General features: G+C 56.7%; 17 protein-coding genes and 2 pseudogenes. 11 read left to right on the plus strand and 8 right to left on the minus strand.

The window, feature by feature from the left end:
• The first annotated feature begins 6 nt into the window (after positions 1-6).
• The 6 genes from gcvP to J2857_RS26280 all read left to right on the plus strand — a co-directional run bounded on the left by gcvP (position 7) and on the right by J2857_RS26280 (position 7,634).
• Positions 7-2,811, plus strand: coding sequence for an aminomethyl-transferring glycine dehydrogenase (gene gcvP / locus J2857_RS26255; RefSeq protein WP_210012993.1), 2,805 nt, complete (start codon positions 7-9; stop codon positions 2,809-2,811).
• A gap of 12 nt (positions 2,812-2,823) precedes the next feature.
• Complete coding sequence (locus J2857_RS26260) at positions 2,824-4,251, plus strand: L-serine ammonia-lyase (protein ID WP_210012994.1); 1,428 nt, start codon at positions 2,824-2,826, stop codon at positions 4,249-4,251.
• A 10-nt stretch (positions 4,252-4,261) separates the two neighbouring features.
• Positions 4,262-5,524 carry a serine hydroxymethyltransferase gene (glyA, locus tag J2857_RS26265; RefSeq protein WP_210012995.1) on the plus strand — a complete coding sequence of 421 codons (1,263 nt, stop codon included), beginning with the start codon at positions 4,262-4,264 and terminating at the stop codon, positions 5,522-5,524.
• A 155-nt stretch (positions 5,525-5,679) separates the two neighbouring features.
• The gene (locus J2857_RS26270) at positions 5,680-6,009 is read left to right on the plus strand and encodes a hypothetical protein (RefSeq protein WP_210012996.1); all 330 of its coding nucleotides are present in this window, start codon (positions 5,680-5,682) and stop codon (positions 6,007-6,009) included.
• Positions 6,009-6,137 carry an EamA family transporter gene (locus J2857_RS31570; RefSeq protein WP_210012997.1) on the plus strand — a complete coding sequence of 43 codons (129 nt, stop codon included), beginning with the start codon at positions 6,009-6,011 and terminating at the stop codon, positions 6,135-6,137. Before J2857_RS26270 ends, J2857_RS31570 begins: the two co-directional genes overlap by 1 nt.
• A gap of 951 nt (positions 6,138-7,088) precedes the next feature.
• A complete protein-coding gene (locus tag J2857_RS26280) occupies positions 7,089-7,634 on the plus strand; it encodes a helix-turn-helix domain-containing protein (RefSeq protein WP_210012998.1) in 546 nt (181 codons plus the stop codon).
• Positions 7,635-7,922: 288 nt separating this feature from the next.
• On the opposite strand, the gene J2857_RS26285 is transcribed toward J2857_RS26280, so the two are convergent.
• Entirely contained in the window at positions 7,923-8,948 is a 1,026-nt protein-coding gene (locus tag J2857_RS26285) for an IS110 family transposase (RefSeq protein WP_210012999.1), read from the minus strand.
• Positions 8,949-9,013: 65 nt separating this feature from the next.
• Between J2857_RS26285 and J2857_RS26290 the strand changes: the two are divergent.
• Positions 9,014-9,509, plus strand: a pseudogene (locus J2857_RS26290) (IS630 family transposase); the annotation flags it as partial.
• Here J2857_RS26290 and J2857_RS26295 read toward each other — a convergent pair.
• Positions 9,510-10,415, minus strand: coding sequence for a LysR family transcriptional regulator (locus J2857_RS26295; protein WP_210013000.1), 906 nt, complete (start codon positions 10,413-10,415; stop codon positions 9,510-9,512).
• Positions 10,416-10,711: 296 nt separating this feature from the next.
• Between J2857_RS26295 and J2857_RS26300 the strand changes: the two genes are divergently transcribed.
• Complete coding sequence (locus tag J2857_RS26300; RefSeq protein ID WP_210013001.1) at positions 10,712-11,104, plus strand: hypothetical protein; 393 nt, start codon at positions 10,712-10,714, stop codon at positions 11,102-11,104.
• 290 nt (positions 11,105-11,394) lie between these two features.
• On the opposite strand, the gene J2857_RS26305 is transcribed toward J2857_RS26300, so the two are convergent.
• The 3 genes from J2857_RS26305 to J2857_RS26315 form a co-directional block, all read right to left on the minus strand.
• On the minus strand, positions 11,395-12,831 hold the full coding sequence (locus tag J2857_RS26305; RefSeq protein WP_210013002.1) for an NAD(P)(+) transhydrogenase (Re/Si-specific) subunit beta: 1,437 nt from the start codon (positions 12,829-12,831) through the stop codon (positions 11,395-11,397).
• 19 nt (positions 12,832-12,850) lie between these two features.
• Positions 12,851-14,419, minus strand: coding sequence for a Re/Si-specific NAD(P)(+) transhydrogenase subunit alpha (locus tag J2857_RS26310; RefSeq protein WP_210013003.1), 1,569 nt, complete (start codon positions 14,417-14,419; stop codon positions 12,851-12,853).
• A gap of 153 nt (positions 14,420-14,572) precedes the next feature.
• Positions 14,573-15,664: an alkene reductase gene (locus J2857_RS26315; protein WP_210013004.1), complete on the minus strand. Its 1,092-nt coding sequence runs from the start codon at positions 15,662-15,664 to the stop codon at positions 14,573-14,575.
• A 113-nt stretch (positions 15,665-15,777) separates the two neighbouring features.
• Here J2857_RS26315 and J2857_RS26320 point away from each other — a divergent pair, with 113 nt between their 5' ends.
• Positions 15,778-16,686 carry a LysR family transcriptional regulator gene (locus tag J2857_RS26320; protein WP_210013005.1) on the plus strand — a complete coding sequence of 303 codons (909 nt, stop codon included), beginning with the start codon at positions 15,778-15,780 and terminating at the stop codon, positions 16,684-16,686.
• Between the two features lie 131 nt (positions 16,687-16,817).
• Here the strand turns inward: J2857_RS26320 and J2857_RS26325 are convergent, their stop codons facing one another.
• A complete protein-coding gene (locus tag J2857_RS26325; protein WP_210013006.1) occupies positions 16,818-17,903 on the minus strand; it encodes an alkene reductase in 1,086 nt (361 codons plus the stop codon).
• On the opposite strand from J2857_RS26325, the gene J2857_RS26330 reads away from it, so the two are divergent.
• Both J2857_RS26330 and J2857_RS31575 read left to right on the plus strand, forming a co-directional pair.
• On the plus strand, positions 17,902-18,069 hold the full coding sequence (locus J2857_RS26330) for a hypothetical protein (protein ID WP_210013007.1): 168 nt from the start codon (positions 17,902-17,904) through the stop codon (positions 18,067-18,069). The genes J2857_RS26325 and J2857_RS26330 overlap by 2 nt on opposite strands.
• Positions 18,070-18,118: 49 nt before the next feature.
• Positions 18,119-18,411 (plus strand): annotated as a pseudogene (locus tag J2857_RS31575) (IS110 family transposase); the annotation flags it as partial.
• 374 nt (positions 18,412-18,785) lie between these two features.
• On the opposite strand, the gene J2857_RS26340 reads toward J2857_RS31575, so the two are convergent.
• A complete protein-coding gene (locus J2857_RS26340; RefSeq protein WP_210013008.1) occupies positions 18,786-19,763 on the minus strand; it encodes a nitrilase-related carbon-nitrogen hydrolase in 978 nt (325 codons plus the stop codon).
• A gap of 707 nt (positions 19,764-20,470) precedes the next feature.
• Complete coding sequence (locus tag J2857_RS26345; RefSeq protein ID WP_245363852.1) at positions 20,471-20,689, minus strand: hypothetical protein; 219 nt, start codon at positions 20,687-20,689, stop codon at positions 20,471-20,473.
• Positions 20,690-20,865 lie beyond the last annotated feature (176 nt).

Consider the following 20,865-nt stretch of genomic DNA (forward strand, 5'->3'; position numbering starts at 1 on the left):
CCTAAGATGAGCAACTCGTCGTTCGCCTCCCGCCATATTGGCCCCAATGCCGCCGATACCCGTGCAATGCTTGCCGCGATCGGCATCCCGTCCATCGAGACGCTGATCACGCAGGCAGTGCCACAATCCATTAGACTACAGCGTCCGATGGGGCTCCCGGCAGCCATCGACGAACACGCCGCGCTCAGGGAACTGGAACAAGCCATGAGCCGCAACAAGGTTCTCAAGAGTTTCATTGGCGCGGGGTATCATGGCGTCCATGTACCGCCGGTCATCCAGCGCAATCTCTTCGAAAACCCGGCGTGGTATACGGCGTATACGCCATATCAGGCAGAAATCAGCCAGGGCAGGCTCGAGCTGCTTTTCCACTTCCAGACGTTGGTTGCTGAACTGACCGGATTCCAGGTCGCCTCTGCATCGCTTCTCGATGAGGCGACCGCAGTTGCCGAGGCCGTCAGCATCGCCTTGCGGTATCATAGGGATAAAAGGAGCCACGTCACCGTCGCTGGTCCACTCCATCCGCAAACCATGGATGTTATCCGCACACGCGCCGCTCCGATGGAAACGCAAATCGACGGTGAAACGATCTATACCGAAACTGCAGCTCTCCTCGTCCCCTGGCCGGACACGAACGGCGTTTATGGAGATCATAGCATCGCCATAGCCAGGGCAAAGGAAATGGGCGCGATCGTCATCTTCGTGGCCGACCCCCTCGGCCTGACAATCACCGACCCGCCGGCCACGCTTGGCGCGGATATCGCCGTCGGTTCAATGCAGCGTTTCGGCGTTCCTATGGGTTTCGGGGGCCCGCATGCCGCCTATTGCGCCGTATCCGACAAGCTGACCCGTCTGATGCCTGGTCGATTGGTAGGGCAATCGGTCGATCGTAACGGCCGACCCAGCTATCGGCTAGCGTTGCAGACCAGAGAACAGCACATCCGCCGCGACAAGGCGACATCGAACATCTGCACAGCCCAAGCGCTTCTGGCGAACATGGCCGCGGCTTTCGCGATCTGGCATGGCCCGGCCGGCTTGCAGTCGATCGCTAGGCGTGTTCACGACCTGGCCTCCCGTCTGGCGGAGGGTCTGAAGGCCGCAGGTGTCACGGTGGCTGGTGACCGGCGTTTCGACACGGTGACCGCCAAGGTCAGCGGCAGGGCTTCGGTCATCGCCTTCGAAGCGGAGGCCGGCGGCCGACTGGTTCGTGTCTTGGACAACGATCATGTGTCTATAGCTTTCGACGAGACGTCGACGCTTGAGGATTTGGAAGCACTGGCAGCATTGTTCGCTGCGAAGGCTCCCGCCACCGCCGAGCGTACCGCACCCGGCAGCCTTCGCGGCAAAGAGTTCTTAAGCCAGCTGGTTTTCCACGACAACCATTCTGAAACCGAGATGATGCGCTTCCTGCGTCGTCTTGCGGACAAGGACTTGGCGCTCGATCGCGCCATGATCCCGCTCGGCTCCTGCACGATGAAGCTAAACGCCGCTGCCGAAATGATGCCGGTCAGTTGGCCGTCCGTCGCCAACTTGCATCCTTTCGCGCCGGAAAGCCATTCTGCCGGATTTAGGGCAATGGCCGATGACCTGGACAAGTGGCTGTGCGAGATCACCGGCTTCGACGCCGTGAGCCTTCAGCCCAATGCCGGAAGCCAGGGGGAGTATGCCGGACTGCTGGCGATCCGCGGCTATCACCTGTCGCGCGGAGACGCCCAGCGCAGGATCTGCCTGATCCCGTCCTCCGCACACGGCACCAATCCGGCCAGCGCCGCGATGGCCGGCATGGAAGTCGTGGTCGTGAGATGCCTCGACGACGGCGATATCGACGTCGATGATCTGAGGGTCAAGGCGGAGCACTATGGCCATCGGCTGGCCGCGGTCATGTTCACCTACCCCTCCACTCATGGCGTGTTCGAAGAATCCGCCCGCGACATCTGCAAGATCATTCACGAGAATGGCGGACAGGTCTATTTCGACGGCGCAAACCTGAATGCCATGGTCGGTCTCGCCCGCCCGGCGGATATCGGTGCGGACGTCTGCCACATGAATCTGCACAAGACCTTCTGCATTCCACATGGCGGCGGTGGTCCGGGCGTCGGACCGATCGGCGTCGGATCGCATCTTGCGTCGTTCCTTCCGGGGCATGTGGAGCGGGGTAGCGGCCATGCGGTCTCGGCTGCTCCTTTGGGCAGCGCATCGATCTTGCCGATCACCTGGATGTATATTCGGATGATGGGCGCGGCCGGGCTGAAGCAGGCGACCGAGCAGGCAATCCTCAACGCCAATTATATAGCAGCCCGCCTCGAAGCCCATTATCCGGTGCTCTACAAGGGAAAGAACGGCCGCGTTGCGCATGAGTGTATCATCGACACCCGGGTGTTGAAGGAGCGTGCCGGCGTTTCCGTCGAAGATGTCGCCAAACGCCTCATTGACTATGGCTTCCATGCGCCGACCATGTCTTGGCCGGTCGCCGGAACACTCATGGTCGAGCCGACGGAATCGGAATCGAAGATTGAAATCGACAGGTTCTGTGAGGCCATGGCGGCTATTGCGATCGAAGCCGGCAAGGTAGAGCGGGGTGATTGGCCGGAGGACGACAATCCGCTAATCAATGCGCCGCACACTGCGGAAGACGTCCTTGCAGGCGAGTGGAATCATCCGTATTCCCGGGTCGAAGCAGCATACCCGAACGGCGATCCGGCACGCACTACCAAATACTGGCCTCCAGTGTCTCGCATCGACAACGTTGCTGGCGACAGGAATCTCGTGTGCTCATGCCCGCCGGTGTCTGAATACGCCGCGGCACAAGGCTGAGGATCATAAGCTATGTCAATCAAGACACGAACCCGGCAGGAACCCGGCGAACTGGCAGATGTTCGCCAGGATAACGAGCATCCCGCCGGTTTCGGTGAGCTCTTTAAGATCGGATTGGGACCCTCGTCATCGCACACTGTCGGCCCGATGATCGCCGCCGCCAATTTTGCCGACGGCCTTGCCGACATGGCACACCAGGTGGTCCGGGTAGTCGTGACCCTTTATGGGTCTCTGGCCTGGACGGGGAGAGGGCATGGCACAGACGATGCGGTAATACTGGGATTAACCGGCGCCCGCCCTGACACGATCGATCCAATTGCTGTGAAGCCAACTTTGGAAGGAATCGACAGCACGGGTATCCTCGTGTTGCCGACCGGCCGAAATATTGCTTTCAGCCGGAAAACTGATATCGCATTCGACTTCGAATTGGATTTTGAAGTACATCCAAACGCGATGCGCCTTCAGGGCTTCGGAAGCGATCTGGCAATACTCGCGGACGAAGTCTGGTTTTCGATTGGGGGCGGCTTCGTCATGAGGGAGGGCGAAACCCCAGCCCAGAGAAACTGGTCGCCGCCGTATACCTACCGGTCGATGGACGAACTTCTCACGCTCTGCACCGCCGATGGCGTTTCGATGGAAGAAATCGTCACCGTCAATGAATTGGCAAAAGATCCCTCCGGAAATCCGCTTACATTCGTCCGTACCGTCGCCGACACGATGTTCACCTGCATCGATCGCGGCCTTTCCACGGAAGGTATATTGCCCGGCGGGCTGAGCGTTAAAAGACGCGCGAAAAAGATCTACGACGATCTCTGCGCTGAAGACACGCCGGACTCAACCCACCAGCCGCATAGACTAATGGATTTCGTCAGCGTCTTCGCAATCGCAGTCAACGAAGAGAACGCCGCCGGCGGACGCGTAGTCACGGCACCGACGAACGGCGCGGCGGGCGTCATTCCTTCTGTGCTGCGCTACTACCGTGACTTTTGCGACAGCAGCGACGCCGGCATCAATACTTTTTTGCTGACTGCTGCGGCCATAGGCGGGATCATCAAGAAAAATGCTTCGATCTCGGGCGCTGAAGTCGGGTGTCAGGGCGAAGTTGGCTCGGCAGCGGCAATGGCGGCCGCGGGACTGGCAGCGGCGCTCCACGCCACGCCGAGTCAAATCGAGAATGCCGCGGAAATCGCCATGGAGCATCATCTGGGCATGACCTGCGACCCGATCGGGGGTCTCGTACAAATTCCCTGCATCGAACGCAACGCATTCGGCGCGATCAAAGCCATCAACGCCGCGTCTCTCGCGATGAGGGGTGACGGCACTCACAGGGTTAGCTTCGATCAGGTGGTCGAAACCATGCTCCAGACGGGGCGAGACATGAAGTCCGAATATCGTGAGACCTCGCGCGGAGGTCTTGCCAAAAATGTACCCAATTGCTGAGGAGCATAAGATGACTGCACCATACGACGCCGCCGTATTTTCGGCTATCGACCGCGAAACCAACCGGCAAGATTCGCAGATCGAGCTGATTGCCTCAGAAAATATTGTCTCCGCAGCTGTCCTTCGTGCGCAAGGATCGGTTCTCACCAACAAATACGCGGAGGGATACTCCGGTCGTCGCTATTACGGCGGCTGTGAATATGTCGATGAAATCGAGACTATCGCCATAGATCGCGCCCTCAGCATCTTCAAATGCGAATATGCCAATGTCCAGCCCCACTCGGGCGCCCAGGCAAACTCGTCGGTTTTTCTCGCTCTTCTGAAGCTAGGCGATACGTTCATGGGCTTATCGCTGGCCCACGGCGGGCACCTGACTCATGGCGCTAGCGTTACGGTGTCGGGCAAATGGTTTAATCCGGTTCACTATCATGTTCGAGAAGAAGATCACCGGATCGACATGGACGAGGTTCGGGATTTGGCGCGTACGCACCGCCCGAAATTGATCATCGCCGGCGGATCTGCCTATCCCCGTATCATCGACTTCAAGGCGTTCCGAGAGATTGCAGACGAAGTGGGTGCCTACTTGATGGTCGATATGGCGCATTTCGCGGGTTTGGTCGCAGCTGGTGTCTACCCAAGCCCATTCCCGCATGCGCATGTGGTAACGACGACGACCCACAAGACGCTGCGCGGCCCGCGCGGGGGCATGATTCTGACCAATGATCCCGACCTCGCGAGGAAGTTCAACTCGGCTGTATTTCCGGGTCTTCAGGGAGGACCTCTGATGCATGTTATCGCTGCCAAAGCAGTAGCTTTTGGAGAGGCCCTACAGCCAGAATTCGTTGAGTATGCCGAGTCTGTCGTCGCCAACGCGAAAGCATTGTCGGCAAAATTACTCGAGAGCGGATTTTCTGTCGTCTCCGACGGCACCGATACCCACCTAGTGCTGGTAGATCTGCGACCGAAAGGCGTAACTGGCCGAGACGCGGAGGTGACCCTAGAACATGCAGGCCTCACCTGCAACAAGAACGGCATACCATTCGATCCGCAGAAGCCGGCGATCACTTCCGGTATTCGGTTAGGAACGCCTGCCGGCACAACACGCGGCCTCGGCGTGGCCGAGTTCGAGGTCGTGGCTGAATGCATTGACCGGGTCATTAGAGGTCTCGTCGAGAAGGGCCCCGCCATGAATCAGAACGCGGAGAGGGAAGCGCGAGAAGTCGTGCGCGAACTTTGCCAGCGATACCCCCTGATCGGAAGATTTACCGTGTGATGGCACAAGGGGAGGAAGCATGATCGAACGGTAACTTCCGCCTGTGTTCACGCGCCCCTATCAAAACTGACGAAGTTGCAACAACGGCCCGTTCCGATTCACGCGCAAGCGCATCGTTGCGGGCCGGTTGGTCTCATTGACTTGAAAGTTAAGTAATGATCCAGGAAGACAACTCAACCAGCCTGCTGCACACGCTCAAAGGCAGTGCTTGGGGTGTGTTCGTGGTTTCAATATGGGCCGGCTGGATGGTTTTCACCCGCCTCGATCTCGTCCAATCCACGCTGACAGTCTCTGATATTACCGCGATCCGTTTCGGGAGTGCTGCTGTCATCTTGCTGCCCGTTCTCTTGCGTCATGGAGCTATCGCACGCTCGGTGGGGCTGGGTGGAACGTTGATGATGGTCGCGGGTGCAGGTGCGCCCTACGCTGCAACAGGTTTGCTATTCGCTCCAACTGCTATCGACGGAGCGCTCATCCCTGGGTGATGCCTGTCTTTGCCACATTATTGTCGGTCATTTTCCTTAGAGAAAGACCCTCAAAAGACCGGCTTACAGGACTTAGTTTGATTCCGCTCGGTGTTGCCTTGATAGTAGGATCCGGCCTTTTCAGTTGACGCAGCAAGTTTGGATTGGCGAGATGCTATTTCTGGCAGCTTCCGTTCTCTGGGCGACGTATACGGTTACCCTCGGCCGTTCGGGGCTAAAGCCTTTACATGGAGCCACCATTGTCCCCTTCTGGTCCTCGCTGCTATTTCTTCCATTCTACGCTCTCCTCCCCATGCCGCGGGGCATCATGGAGGCGAGCTTGTAACATCGCTTCCGCTGTGTTGTTTCAGGGTATTCTGACAAGTGGTTTCACTCATCGCATTCAATCGGGTAGTGGCCACGGTGGGAGCCTCGCGAGGTGCAGTTTTGCATCTCTCGTTCCGGCAATGGCAACGTTACTGGCGATTCCGGTTCTGGGGCGAGGTCCCAACGGGTATCGTACTCGTATCCCTTGGCGTTCTTCTTGGTTCCGGAACTTTCCCAAAAGCCTTACGAAGGCAGAAATCCTCTGCTTGATGGCATCGACCTGGGCGGCCTTTATGCGCTGCTCAACGTCGGATCATCGGATGGACGATGAAGCAGTCTCGCTGGCGGCGTCCGCCGCTGCTTCTCGGGATAGTGCTGGGCGATATCTTCGAGCGTTATCTGGTTACCTCGATCGATCGTTATGGCAGGAAATCGTTTGCCGACCGATCGTCATGGTGCTGTTTGCCCCCGCATTCGTCGGGGTCCTTCGACGTCCGGCTTCATAAAGGCAGATGACAGGGTCGAGAAGGATCCCGACCGACGCATCTAGGAAGCCATTGCACTCGTCTTCAACAAAGTTGCCCAACTCGGCAGTGCGGTGGCAGGCGTTGCTATGGTTTCTTGAGCAGGGCTTGGATCTGCCGGTCAGGTACTTGACCGGGTATCCGTCAGGCCGAAACGTCGTGCTTATACCAGCCCCCATTGATCCAGACTCATTTGGGATTCCCAAGACGCGTCGAACCTGAATCGATAGCGCAAACACGAGGTTTGCGATGGGTTCAGCGATTTCATTGAGGGCGGATTTTAACGGCGATGATCTTCGTCAGCTGGCTCGGCAGACAAAGGATGCCGATCAAGCACGTCGGTTGCTGGCACTGGCTACGATCTACGATGGCGGTTCCCGAGCCGATGCAGCCAGGCTCGGCAGCGTCACCCTGCAGGTTGTCCGTGACTGGGTTGTGCGCTTCAACGCGCGGGGTCCAGACGGTCTCATCAACGGCAAGGCTCCCGGCAAACAGCCGTTGTTGAGCGCTGACCAGCGTGCGGCCCTGGCTGAAGCCATCGAACGTGGTCCGACACCCTATCTCGATGGTGTCGTGCGCTGGCGGAGATGCGACCTGGGGCAGTGGCTATGGGAAGAATTCCGCGTCTCGGTCAGCGAGCAGACCTTGAGCCGTGAGGTACGTTCCCTTGGCTATCGCAAGCTCTCTGCCCGCCCGAAGCATCATGCGCAAAACCCTGATGCCATTGCGGCGTTTAAAAAAACTTCCCCGCCGCAGTGGCGGAAATCGCCAATGGTAACGCCAAAGGCAAAGTGATCGAGATCTGGTTTCAGTGTATGGTTCGCCTCCGGTTTGCAAGAAGAAACGACAGCCCCGAGAGACCCTGCTTCAGCGTATCCGGCTTGCAAATGGGCGAAATGCCCTAGCCACAATGGGAGCCGCTGGGATGCGTTCCTTACAAGACGATCAGATGCCGAGATCAATGCATTCTCCGATTTGCGCCAGAGGCAAGCAGCGATCAATCTACTGAAACCATCAGGCTGCGCATCCTGTCAGATACGCGACGCCATCGCTTTCTCCTCGCAAGTCAATCAGCCTCCTACCTCAGGCGGCGTTCGGCTGAAACGAACTGTTCTGTGTCAGGATGGCCCAGATGATGCGCGCAGCCTTGTTGGCGCCCGCCACCACGATCTTGTTGGCATGCATGCCTCGCTCGACCAGCCGTTCCATGAACGTTGAAAGGCCGTTCTCTCGCTTCTTGCGATTATGGAAGGCGGAGCGCATGCCGTGGATCATCAACGTTCGGACATAGGTATTACCGCGTTTCGATATTCCCAGCAGCGTCGTCTTTCCACCCGTTGATCGTTGCCGAGGCACGAGCCCCAGGAAGGCAGCGAGATCGCGGCCGCTCCGGAAATCCGAAATATTCGCCACAACGCTGAACAGTGCCGTGGCCACGATCACACCGACACCTGGAACCGACAGCAACGCCCTGCAGGCAGGATTGGATTTGGCGAAGGCGGTAAGCTCAGCATCTATCTCTTCGATGCGAGCATCGACTGCTTCATATTCGGCGGCCAGTGTGGCGAATAATGCCCGGCAAACCGAATTGAGTTGGATCTCCTGGCCGGTCAACTGTTCGCGCAGGAAACGATCGAAACGCATCCGGCCCGAACCAAAAACCAGACCTCGTTCGCGCAGCAGGCCTCGTACCTGGTTGATGATGGCGGTACGAGCCGTCACCAACCGTTGCCGCACCCGATGCAATGCCTGAATGTCCAGTTGCTCCTGTGACTTGATGCCCACAACATGGCGACCCGGGCGCTGTGCAGCTTCCGCGATCGCCAGTGCATCGTTCCAATCGTTCTTCTGTGCCTTGGCGAAAGGCCGCACGCTCTCAGGCGTCAGAAGCCTGACTTCATGGCCCACGGCGATGAGCTGATGCGCCAGCCAGTGCGCACCGGAACACGCTTCGAAGGCGATCTTAAGTCGCTCTGTCCTTTGTTTAAAGAATGCGATGAGCCCGGATCTGGTGAATTGTCGGCGAAGCACAATATCGCCCTCCATGCCGATCCCGATCACATGAAAGCTGTTCTTGCCAATGTCGATGCCGATCTGCTTGATTTGCATGTCATGCCTCCTTCTTGTTGGACGACGCAGCGTATTCGCCGGGGAGGAGGCGAACCATCCCACAAGACGAAGCGCGGATCGGCCAAAAGAACAAGATTACCCGGCGTTGGGCCAAGCTCGGCTCAAGGCCGACAGCACCACATGACCAGCGAACCCGCTCCGCCTACATCTTCGGCGCCATCTGCCCGAGGAAGGGCAAGGCGGCGGCTCTCGTCATGCCGTGGTGTGACACTCATGCGATGAACCAGCATCTGATCGAAATCTCCCGAAACGTCGCCGACGGTGCCCACGCGATCCTCATCATGGATCAGGAAGGATGGCATGTCCAACAACTTGGTAGTTCCAGCGAACATCACCATCCTGCCCCTGCCACCCAAATCGCCCGAACTTAACCCGGTCGAAAACATTTGGCAGTTCATGCGCGAAAACTGGCTGTCGAACCGCGTCTTCAAATCCTACGAGGACATCGTCGATCATTGCTGCTACGCCTGGCGAACTCTGCAGGATCAACCATGGAAGATCATGTCAATTGGCCGTAGAAAATGGGCAAGTGAGTTCTGATCAATGAGGGTTGGTATTAGCCACAAGGGTGGTCACCCAGTCAACAAAAATGCGGATTTTGTTACTAAGGTGCCGGTTTGGCGGGTACACAATGCATAACGGCAAGGATGGTTTCTCCCAGCCGGCAAGGATCGGCACGAGCTCTCCTTTTTGGAATGCAGTCTTGATCATAAAATTCGGTGCCTGGATTATTCCATGACCTTCTTTTGCGGCAGCCATATAGCTTCCGTGGTCACTTACTGATAGCTCGTATTTTGGTTGCAATTCATAGATTTCTGGTCCTTTTTTTAAGGTAAGCAGCGGCGCATGCCCTGAGGACCCAGTCAAGTACCCGATGATCCGATGACCTTCCTCCAAGTCAGTTGGATCTTTAGGAAGACCGTATTTCTCAACATAACCCGGCGATGCACCGTTCAAAAATTTTACTTCGGACACTCGTTTTGAAATCAACGAATGGTTCGGTGGCGTTCCGGCTCTGAGGGCGACGTCCACGTTTTCCGCAAGATAGTCCACGTTTCTGTCGCTGATGCCGACGTCTAGCGCAATGTCGGGATATCTGTCGTTGAAGTCGGACAAGTATGGAATGACTAAATAGTCAAAAAAGCCGCCTGCCATTTCCACTCTGATGCGGCCTGTCGGCTTCCCCTGCGATGCATGGAACGTCGCATCCAGCTCATCAACTTCTGCGATGATCCTTAGAGCCTGCTCGTAGTAGACAGCGCCTTCATTTGTGACAAGTACCTGCCTCGTTGTTCGGTTCAAAAGCTTTGTTTTGAGATGAGCTTCCAGCCCCTGGATATACGTTGTCACGGTCGCTTTAGGCATCCCAAGCCTCAACGCTGCGCGGGTGAAGTTCCTTGATTCAACCACGCGAACATAGACCCTCATCGCCGAAAACAGATCCATACAAAGCCTCCTATCGGCCCAAATTATTCAGATTTCTGAATAGTGCTTCTATGTGCATATGACTTATGTGGACACAAGGAACACCATACATACAACTCGTCGCCATTAGGTGCGGCGGACCAAAAGATAAGGAAAACAGATGTCAAGGCTCGCAACGATTTTTGCTCTCACTGTACTCGCGTCTTCGAGCGCCACTCTCGCGGAAGGCGATTATTACGAAGGCGGACACAAGAAAACGGACAACGTTGATACGCAGGCAACCGGGAGCACTACAACCAACCGTGCCGATAACTCGAATGACGGCCGCAAGTACCTCGACCGCGGTGATTATTACGACGGCGCAATTCGTTCCAACTAACCTCAGTCTATTCAAGACACCGATCGTCGGGCAGGTCGCAAACGATGCCGACGATCCCCCAATAAGGATCAAAACAATGAAATCAATGATGCTCACCCTCACAGCCGCTGTCCTCGCAGTATTGTCTCTTGCAACCGCCGCGTCGGCGGAGGGCGATTACTATGAAGGTGCCACCAAGGGCTCAAATCCTGAGCAACGCCGATCGCTTGATCGAATGAAAACCAATAGCGTCGGTCGCGCGGAGAAAACTGCCCGGGATTATGGAACATCCAAAGGCGGCTTTGCCCATGAAGGTGGTCGCGACAACAATCGCACTATATTTGGTCGCTGAGCGATCTGAAAATATACCGGTCGAAGGGGCAGTATATTCTGCCCCCTCGAACATTAATTTGCCGCTCGTACAACGAAACATTCATTGTCGGAAGTGTCCGCGTTCCGCCTAGGTTATCGAGATTCCTCCCGATTGACCCGTCGAAGCCTCCAAGCTTACTTTACTACATTCTACAAGCGACTCTCTCAACGCGCGAGCCAGCTGAGCGCCTTTAATTCGACCGAGTGATTCTGTTTGTTGAGAGATTAGTGGAAATCCCACTTGGAACTGACTCCGCTCCAAACTGATCCTTAAGCCCGAATGAGTTGCAAGACCGAGTTGGTGCTAACTTTTGCATCGCCGTAGCACATGCGTGTATTCTCTTTGTAAAAGAGCGGATTTTCGATGCCAGAGTAGCCGGTTCCCTGACCACGCTTAGACACGAAAACCTGCTTCGCTTTCCAAACTTCCAGCACAGGCATTCCAGCGATTGGTGAATTCGGATCTTCTTGGGCAGCTGGGTTTACGATGTCGTTGGAGCCAATAACGATCACCACATCGGTCTTTGAGAAGTCATCGTTAATTTCGTCCATTTCCAGCACGATATCATATGGAACCTTGGCTTCGGCGAGCAGCACGTTCATGTGCCCGGGCAACCTGCCAGCCACTGGATGGATTGCGAAGCGAGCGGTTTTTCCAGCGGCCCGCAGTTTGCGGGCCAGTTCCGAGACCGCCTGCTGAGCCTGCGCCACCGCCATGCCATAACCAGGCACGATGATGATGCTGTCGGCATCGTTCAGGGCTGCGGCCACGCCGTCCGCATCGATGGCGATCTGTTCGCCGGAAATCTCCATGGCCGGACCAGTGACCGTGCCGAAGCCTCCAAGGATGACCGAGACAAAGGACCGGTTCATTGCTCTGCACATGATGTAGGAGAGGATTGCACCCGAGGAGCCGACCAGCGCGCCGGTGACGATCAGGAGATCGTTGCCGAGCGTGAAGCCGATGGCCGCCGCCGCCCAGCCGGAATAGCTGTTCAGCATCGAAATTACGACCGGCATGTCGGCACCGCCGATGCCCATGATCAGATGATAACCGATGAAGAAGGCGGCGAGCGTCATCAGCACCAGCGCCCAGGCGCCCGCACCGTTGCCATACAAGATGAGCAGGATCAGCGACAGGATCGCCGCACCAGCGTTCAGCATGTGCCCGCCGGGGAGCTTCTGGGCCTTGCCATCGACTTTGCCGGCCAGCTTGCCGAAGGCGATGACCGATCCGGTGAAGGTGACCGCGCCGATAAAGACGCCGAGAAAGACCTCGACCTTCAGGATGGCGAGTTCGAGAGGTGTCTTGTGCGCAAGGATCGCCGCAAAGCCGGAGAGAGCAGCTTTGGCCGCCTCGTCGAGCACGGCGACGTCAGCCGCTTCGATATGGGCGTTGACGCCGATGAACACGGCCGCGAGGCCGACGAAGGAGTGCAGCGCCGCGACAAGTTGCGGCATCTCGGTCATCTGCACGCGGCTTGCCACGTAGTGGCCGAGAACCGCGCCACCGGCGATCATCAGGAGAATGATGAGCCAGTGGCCGACGCCAGGACCGAAGACGGTGGCGACAACCGCCAAACCCATGCCGAGAATGCCGTACCAGACGGCGCGCTTGGCGCTTTCCTGGCCGGAGAGCCCGCCGAGCGAGAGGATGAACAGAACTGCTGCCGCGATATAGGCGGCCGAAACGATACCGATCGTCATGATATTTACCCCTCCCCGATCACGACTTCTGGAACATGGCGAGCATGCGCCGTGTTACCAGAAAACCCCCGACGATGTTGACTGTGGCGATCAGCACCGAAAGCGCCGACAATACAACGACAAGCCAATTCCCAGACCCTACCTGCAACAGCGCGCCCAGAATGACGATGCCGCTGATGGCGTTGGTCACTGCCATCAGCGGAGTATGCAGCGAGTGGGAGACGTTCCAGATTACCTGGAAGCCGATGAAGCAGGCCAGTACGAAGACGATGAAATGGTTCATGAAGCTCGAAGGCGCATAGGCGCCGACGACAAGCAGCAGAGCGGTCGCGCACAATAGCAACAGGCCCTGGCTTAGGGTCTGCGCCTTGAACGCGGCGGTTTCCCTAGAGCGTTTTTCTTCGGGGGTCGGTTCCTTGACCTTCTCTTGTCGCTTCTGCGCCGCGATCGCTTTGGTCTTCGGGGGCGGCGGTGGATAGGTGATCTCGCCCTGATAGGTCACGGTGGCGCTACGGATGACGTCGTCTTCCATGTTGTGGAAGACATTGCCATCCTTTGCTGGCGTCAGGTCTGTCATCATGTGGCGGATGTTGGTGGCGTATAGCGTTGATGCCTGCGCCGCCATGCGGCTCGGGTAATCCGTGTAACCGACGACGATCACACCATTGTCCGAGACGATCCGCTGGTCGGCGACGGTCAGGTCGCAATTACCTCCGCGTTCGGCCGCGAGGTCGATGATCACCGAGCCTGGCTTCATCATCGCAACCATATCGGCAAGCCAGAGCTTAGGCGCGTCGCGGCCGGGGATCAGCGCCGTTGTGATGACGATGTCGATCTCGGGGGCTAGCTCGCGGAATTTTTCCAGCTGCTTCTCACGGAACTCCGGCGACGAAGGGGCTGCATAGCCGCCGCTTGCAGCGCCATCTTGCGCCTCGGCAAAATCGAGATAGACGAACTGGGCGCCCATGGATTCGATCTGTTCGGCCACTTCTGGGCGAACGTCGAAGGCATAGGTGATCGCGCCGAGCGAGGTCGCGGTACCGATAGCAGCAAGACCGGCGACGCCGGCGCCGATCACCAGCACCTTGGCGGGCGGCACCTTGCCAGCAGCCGTAACCTGGCCGGTAAAGAAGCGTCCAAAATTGTTGCCGGCCTCAATCACCGCGCGGTAGCCGGCAATATTGGCCATCGACGACAGCGCATCCATCTTCTGAGCGCGGCTGATGCGCGGCACCATGTCCATGGCAATGACATTGGCTCCTTTGACCCGAGCTGCTTCCAGCAGCTCGGCGTTCTGGGCTGGATAGAAAAAGGAGATTAGCGTCTGGCCAGGTCGCAGCCGATCGATTTCTCTTAGAGCCGGAGGACGGACTTTGGCAATGACGTCAGAGTTCTCGTACAATGTGGCTTCATCGACAACTTTCACGCAAACCGCGCGATAGGTATCGTCTGAAAATCCCGACGCACTGCCGGAACCACTCTCTATCAGACATTCGTAACCAAGCCTCTGCAGTTGCAAGGCGCTATCCGGGGTAATCGCAGTTCTAGATTCGCCCGCAATAGTCTCTCGCGGCACACCAATCTTCATAAGGTCCTCCTAGCGTTTTAAAAGAGAGTAACATAAGGGACGCGAGTTAGGTGCCGCCAGAACTATCTGTCTGAGCTCGATTAATGGGCTCGCATTGCAACTACGGAGGGACGTTCCACCAGCGGCCTTGGATAGCTGGAGCGTCCGATTCGATCAGGCGACAGCCTTACTGTTCGCCAACGCCGAATAATCGGTGTAGCCGTCAGCCTCCTGAGTGTAGAAGGTCGCGATTTGCGGCTCACTCAAGGGGGCGTTATCCCGCAGCCGCTCCACCAAGTCAGGATTTGCAATGAACGGCCGCCCGAAGCTGATCGCATCGGCCAGACCGCTGTCCAAATCAGCTTGTGCTCGCGCCATATCGTAGTCGCTATTGAGGATCAGTGGGCCTCTGAAGTATCGCCGCATCATTGGAGACTGGCGAGGCACATCCGTCGACACAAATGTGCCATGTGGGCTTGCTTCCTTAAGTTCTAGAAATGCGATTCCAATGGCGTCCAGGGCCTTCGCAGCAGCCATAAAGAGCGGCGCAGGATCGCTGTCGTCAACACCATAGGTTTCCCCGTTCGGAGAGAGACGAACAGACGTGCGATCAGCGCCGATTGCGTGGGCAACTTCTTGCGTCAGTTCTTTCAGTAGCCGCACGCGATTTTCAACGCTGCCACCATACTCGTCGGTTCGCATATTGCTGTTGTTGCGTAGGAATTGGTCTATCAACTGTCCATTCGCTGCGTGAATCTGGACACCATCGAAGCCCGAAGCAATGGCGTTACGCGCCGCCTGAACATGGTCTGCGATAACTCCAGGAATTTCTTCAATCAAAAGCGGGCGCGCAATTTCATAAGGCTGTCTGCCATCATAGGTATACGCGTCTCCCGGTGTGGCGGTAGCGCTGCAGGATACGGGCTGTTGCCCGGTCAACGCGGAATGTGTCATGCGACCCATATGCCAGAGCTGTGCGACAATTCTTCCGCCCTTCTCATGCACTGCGCGGGTGACTGGTTTCCAGGCCTCGATTTGTTGGTTCGTCCACAGACCGGGGGCGTAGGGCCAGCCAAGGCCCTGCCGGGAAATCCCGATAGCTTCGCTGATGATAAGACCAGAGGAGGCTCGTTGCGAATAGTAACGAACCATCATCGGCGTAGGGACGTGATCACGCGTTGCCCGACCGCGGGTCATAGGCGCCATGAAAACGCGATTGGGGGCTTTGATCGCACCAAGGGTAAGTGGGTCAAAAAGCGTTGGCATGAGATCTCCTTTCGTGAGAGTCGCCAATAAGAAACGATTATCACTTGACTAAAGCAGACCTGACAGTTGATAAAGAAGCCGCTTTTCCGAACATTGCGGACTGAATTGATTTCATGAACGTGCGAGTTGAAAGTGTGAGCGCCATGTCCGCATTTGTGCAGGCAGCGGAGTTAAAGAGTTTTAAGCTGGCAGGCCAGCAGTTTGGGCTTTCCTCGTCTGCGATAGGGAAAACGATAGCCAGACTGGAGGACCAGTTGGGCGTAAGGCTATTTCATCGTTCGACTCGTGCAATCGGGTTGACCCGGGAAGGCGAGATATTTCTCGACCGTTGCCGACGTGTCCTGTGCGAACTCGAAGCCGCCGAAGCAGAACTTGCCCAAACCACAGCCTGCCCAACAGGACGGCTTCGCGTTGGCGTTCCATTCGCTGGTGACCTGCTTACCCCGCTGTTTGGCGCGTTCGCGACAAAACATCCGGAGATCGAACTGGATCTCGACTATAATGATCGCTTCGTCGATGTGATCGAGGACGGTTTCGATGCAGTCATACGCACCGGCGAAGTTGGTGACAGCCGATTAATGCATGTGAAATTGGGTGATTTCTCATCACGGATGATTGCTGCTCCAAGCTATCTTACCAGGATGGGCGTACCTAAGACGGCATCTGACCTGTTGAGCCATCGTCTACTACACCATCGTTTTTATGAAACTGGAAAGCTTGGTGACTGGGGACCAGCAATCCCGGAGGGAATGATCTTGCCGGTATCCCTTGCAACAACCTCGTTGGAGCCGTTGATTTATCTGGCGGAGGCAGGACATGGCATTGCTTCGTTGCCCTACTTCACGGTTGCGGACCGGATAAAAAACGGGGCTCTTCAGGAGGTCCTGCCAAGTGCGGCGAAGTCTAGCCGCGCGTTGCGCCTCTTATGGCCGCGTAGCAAATACCCATTACCTAAAGTCTCGGCATTTGTGAAATTCATTACCGAATCGGTCAGGAACGCTTTGAACGAGGGGGCATCGTAACGTCGCGATGGGCGCATTCAATCGTAAGATTTAGCTTGGACGCCACACGAGTCTAATCGTTGTGGCGTTAACGAAAGATGGAAAGACGCTCCGGCATTGGGACGCGGGCTAGCCGGAGCGTCTCTACCCGACTAGGCGACAGCCTTCGCTAATGTCGGATAGTCGGTGTAGCCTTGAGCCTCCTGAGTATAGAAGGTTTCTCTCTGCGCCTGATTCAAGGGCGCATTGTTTTGAAGCCGCTGCACAAGATCTGGATTGGCCAGGAATTGACGCCCAAAGCTGATCGCATCGGCGAGGCCGCTGTCGAGATCTGCTTGGGCGCGTACCAAGTCATAATCGCTGTTGAGGATTAGCGGCCCCTTGAAATAAGGGCGCATCATCGGCGACTGGCGCGGAACGTCGGTCCCGCCAAATGCATCGCCCGGTGCGGGCTCACGCAATTCAAGAAACGCGATACCGATGTCGTTCAGCATCTTGGCAGCCGCGGTGAACAGTGGCGTGGGATCACTGTCGTCTACGCCCCAGGTTTCGCCGTTGGGAGACAGACGAACAGATGTGCGGTCTGCGCCTACTGCGTCTGCAACCGCGTGCGTTACCTCTCTAAGGAGCCGAATGCGGTTTTCGACGCTGCCGCCATATTCGTCGGTTCGCAGATTGCTCTTATTCCGCAGAAATTGGTCCAGCAGCATGCCATTTGCCGCATGAATCTGAACACCGTCAAATCCAGCAGAAATCGCATTCCTCGCCGCATGAACATAATCGGCGACAAGACCAGGCATTTCTACCACCGCAAGGGGACGCGCCATTTCAGACGGCTTCGGGCCATCATAAGTCCATGCGTCTACGGGTGCGAGGGTTGCGCTTGACGACACGGGTTGCTCACCGATGACAGCAGAATGGCCCGCACGGCCTGTATGCCCAAGCTGCGCGATGATTCTTCCACGTTCGGCATGCACAGCTTTTGTGATCGATTTCCAGGCTTCAACTTGTTCTGCCGACCATAGACCGGGCGCGTAGGGAAAGCCGTTGCCCTGACGCGAAATCCCGATTGCTTCGCTGGTAATAAGCCCGGCTGATGCTCGCTGGGCGTAGTAAACGGCCATCAGCGGGGTGGGGACATATTCGCGGGTAGCTCTGGCTCGCGTCAGCGGCGCCATGATAACGCGGTTGGGAACTGTGAGTGCGCCGAGCTTGAGGGGATCGAAAAGTGTTGGCATGTGGAATCCTTCATTACAATTGGGAAGTTCGAAACGGTATGAGTTAGGTAATGGAGAAGTCACGGCAGATAAAGACGCCGCTATTCCGAACATTGCGGAACAAAATGATTTTATCGATTCAGGGAAGCAGGGCATGGAAGTTCTTAAAGGCGACGCTGCCATTTGAGGCCGAAACCTCCCCTGGACGCGAGGCGGACTGTTGTCCAGGCTAGGCGACGCTGGCAAGCCAGAAGCGGCGCGTCCTGCTGACCGCACGCAAACTGCTTCAGGAGAAGGCCATTGCTATCGAGAAAGATATCCGTGGCCTATTGCGCAACCTCGGTTTGAAGGTTGGCATCGTTGGCGCCGGCAAGTTCGAAGAACGTCCGGAATCTCGCCGGCGAAATGCCGACCTGTGCGACATAATGGATATGTGGCGCGACCGAAACATCGCGAGCAGTTCACCGTGCTTCATGAACGGCTGCTGTCCATTGCGAAGAATTACGCTGTTTGCAGAAGGCTGATGACACGAAAGTCCTTCGCGGGACGGAGGATGAAGAGACGGTGTGCCGGGACCCTTATCCATTGTGGCAACGCAGTGAGGACGTTGTTTAGATTGCTTCCTAACAAGCCATGAACGATACGGCCGTCCCATCGGATTCGCCGTGGCCCGGCAGATCAATCGTGAGAACGCGGTTCGTTTGGGAAAAGGTCGCAGGTTGCTTCAACCAGTTTGAGGCGTTTCCTCCCAACCATGTACGAAAGCATAGGATCGCCTTTGTCTTCGTCGGAGTAGTGAATTCGCATCAGGTTGTGAACGAAGGCACTCATTTTGGGACCTCCACCATTTATGGCGTATCGCGCCGCGACACCAAAGCGCCGCGACGCGTGCGACTTAATGCTCTATTCAGCAGCAGCTTCGATGGTCAACCGCTGAGCCGATGATGACGTATCCGCAATCATCGCATTCTCGGCACGGGTTGTATGCGTGAAGCTGAACATGTCGGGCCGGGAGAAATGGCCGACTGAGTCCATTACGCGCTTGCGACCAAGGATCTCGCGCATTTCCAGGTCCGCTATCAGAATGCCCTCGCCAGACGTCAAGGGCGGAACAACGTGCTGCCCCTGCGGATTGATGATCGCCGTCATCGAGCTGTTGCTGAAGGCGGCTCGCGAGCCTTCCCGGCCTACGATCTTGGCTGCCTGTTCCTCGGTGACCCAATCGGTGGCATTGATAACGAAGCAGCCAGCCTCCAGCGCATGATTGCGCAACTGCACTTCGGTCTGCTCTGCAAAGCCCGGTCCGAACAGGCTGCCCGGATATTGAGAGATATGGATTTCCTCACGCTGAGCCATCAAGCTGTATCGTGCCAGGGGGCTGTAGTGCTCCCAGCAAATCAAGCCTCCAATGCGGCCCACCGCGGTGTCGACAACCTTAATGGTCGAACCATCCCCGGTTCCCCAGATCATACGTTCGTGGTATGCAGGCGTGATCTTGCGGTGTTTTAGGCGCAAAGAGCCATCCGCGTCGAAAATGAGCATGCTGTTGTAGAGAGAACCGCCGTCCCGCTCATTGACGCCCATGGCAATTACGGCATGGAACTTGCGAGCTGCTGCTGCAATTGCGTCTGTCACGGGCGAGGGCACCACAACGCCGTTCTCGTAAAGGCGCAGATGCTCTCCCTCGATGGCCGCAGGACCGTGCGTTATAGCGAAGTAGGGGTACCAAGGAAGAAAGGTTTCCGGGAATACGATCATTTCAGCGCCCTTGCCGGCAGCCTCACCGATTGCTGCAAGCGAGCGGTCAAGCGTACCGGAGAGCGAGTCTACGTCGGAGGCGATCTGCACGGCGGCAGCACGAACTGTGCGATTTTCTGTCATTTCGGTTCCAATATCTATGGTTCGTGAACTTCGCGGCTAAGCAATTACCCAACGCACAACGGGTTGAAGCGGTGCTTGGGTAGCAGAACCGAGAAAATGAAAGGTTTTATCCGCCTGCCAGTGGTAGCAGACAGATTCGTGTCTCGACCGAGGACGTTACTCCTGCCCTCAGAGGGGCTGCTTCAGTTGCTCAACTTCACTCGATCTACGAGCTTCAGACTCCGGTTCGGCTGCAGGACGTACCACTCCTGATACCTAGAGCCACCAGAGTAGAAAACGTGGGGAACCTGGCTGCCAATCGGAGACTTTTTCAGGCGCGGCGCTTCAGGGTTTTTGTACGTTATGCTTCCGGGGATGGGCTCGATAGCGAGAACCGGTGAAGTGAACAGCATCGCAGCTGCAATTGACGCTACAAGGACTTTCATTTTTCTTCCTTTGACTATGTCGTGCTTGGATGCATGACTCATGCAACCCGTTCGACCTTGATGGATTGGGGTTGGGCTTCTTGCAGGAATAATCCAGGCTCTCGCGTCGAAGCTTAAGGCGACAAAAACCCGGCCGGGGAGTGAGCAAGATGCCCACCGCATGAACGAAGGGTCGGCAACGCCAACCGATCGTATCTCTTTGCCTTGTACTGATCAGTTGGCCAGCACAGGATCTCAGTGACGTCCAAAGAGCTTCTTAATTGTTGCTGACGCGCATCCGGCTCACGAGCCTGAGGCTTCTGTTGGACTGAACCACATAACTTCCTTGTAGCGCTCGCCGCCAAAGTAGAATTCGTGGGCCACCTGACTGCCGACAGGAGATTTCTGAAGACGGACCGCGGTCGGGTTCTTAAGGGTTATGCTTCCTCCAATCGGCTCAATCGCAAGCACAGGACTGGTTGCAAAAATGACCGTCAGAGTTGCTGCGATTGTTTTCCTCATGTGAATTTTCCTTTCCTTCTCGTGATCCGTTTTTGCTCAGCTCGCATCAGCGCTACGCCCCAAACACTTGAGGGTGAGGTCCAGTACGTTGGTAGCTTTAGGAGCGAACGTCGGTCGGTTTCGGTAACAGTCTATCTAAACAACACCCGACTGCCGATAAAGAGGCCGCTTTTCCG

The organism is Neorhizobium galegae (assembly GCF_017877055.1).
GTDB lineage: Bacteria > Pseudomonadota > Alphaproteobacteria > Rhizobiales > Rhizobiaceae > Neorhizobium > Neorhizobium galegae_D.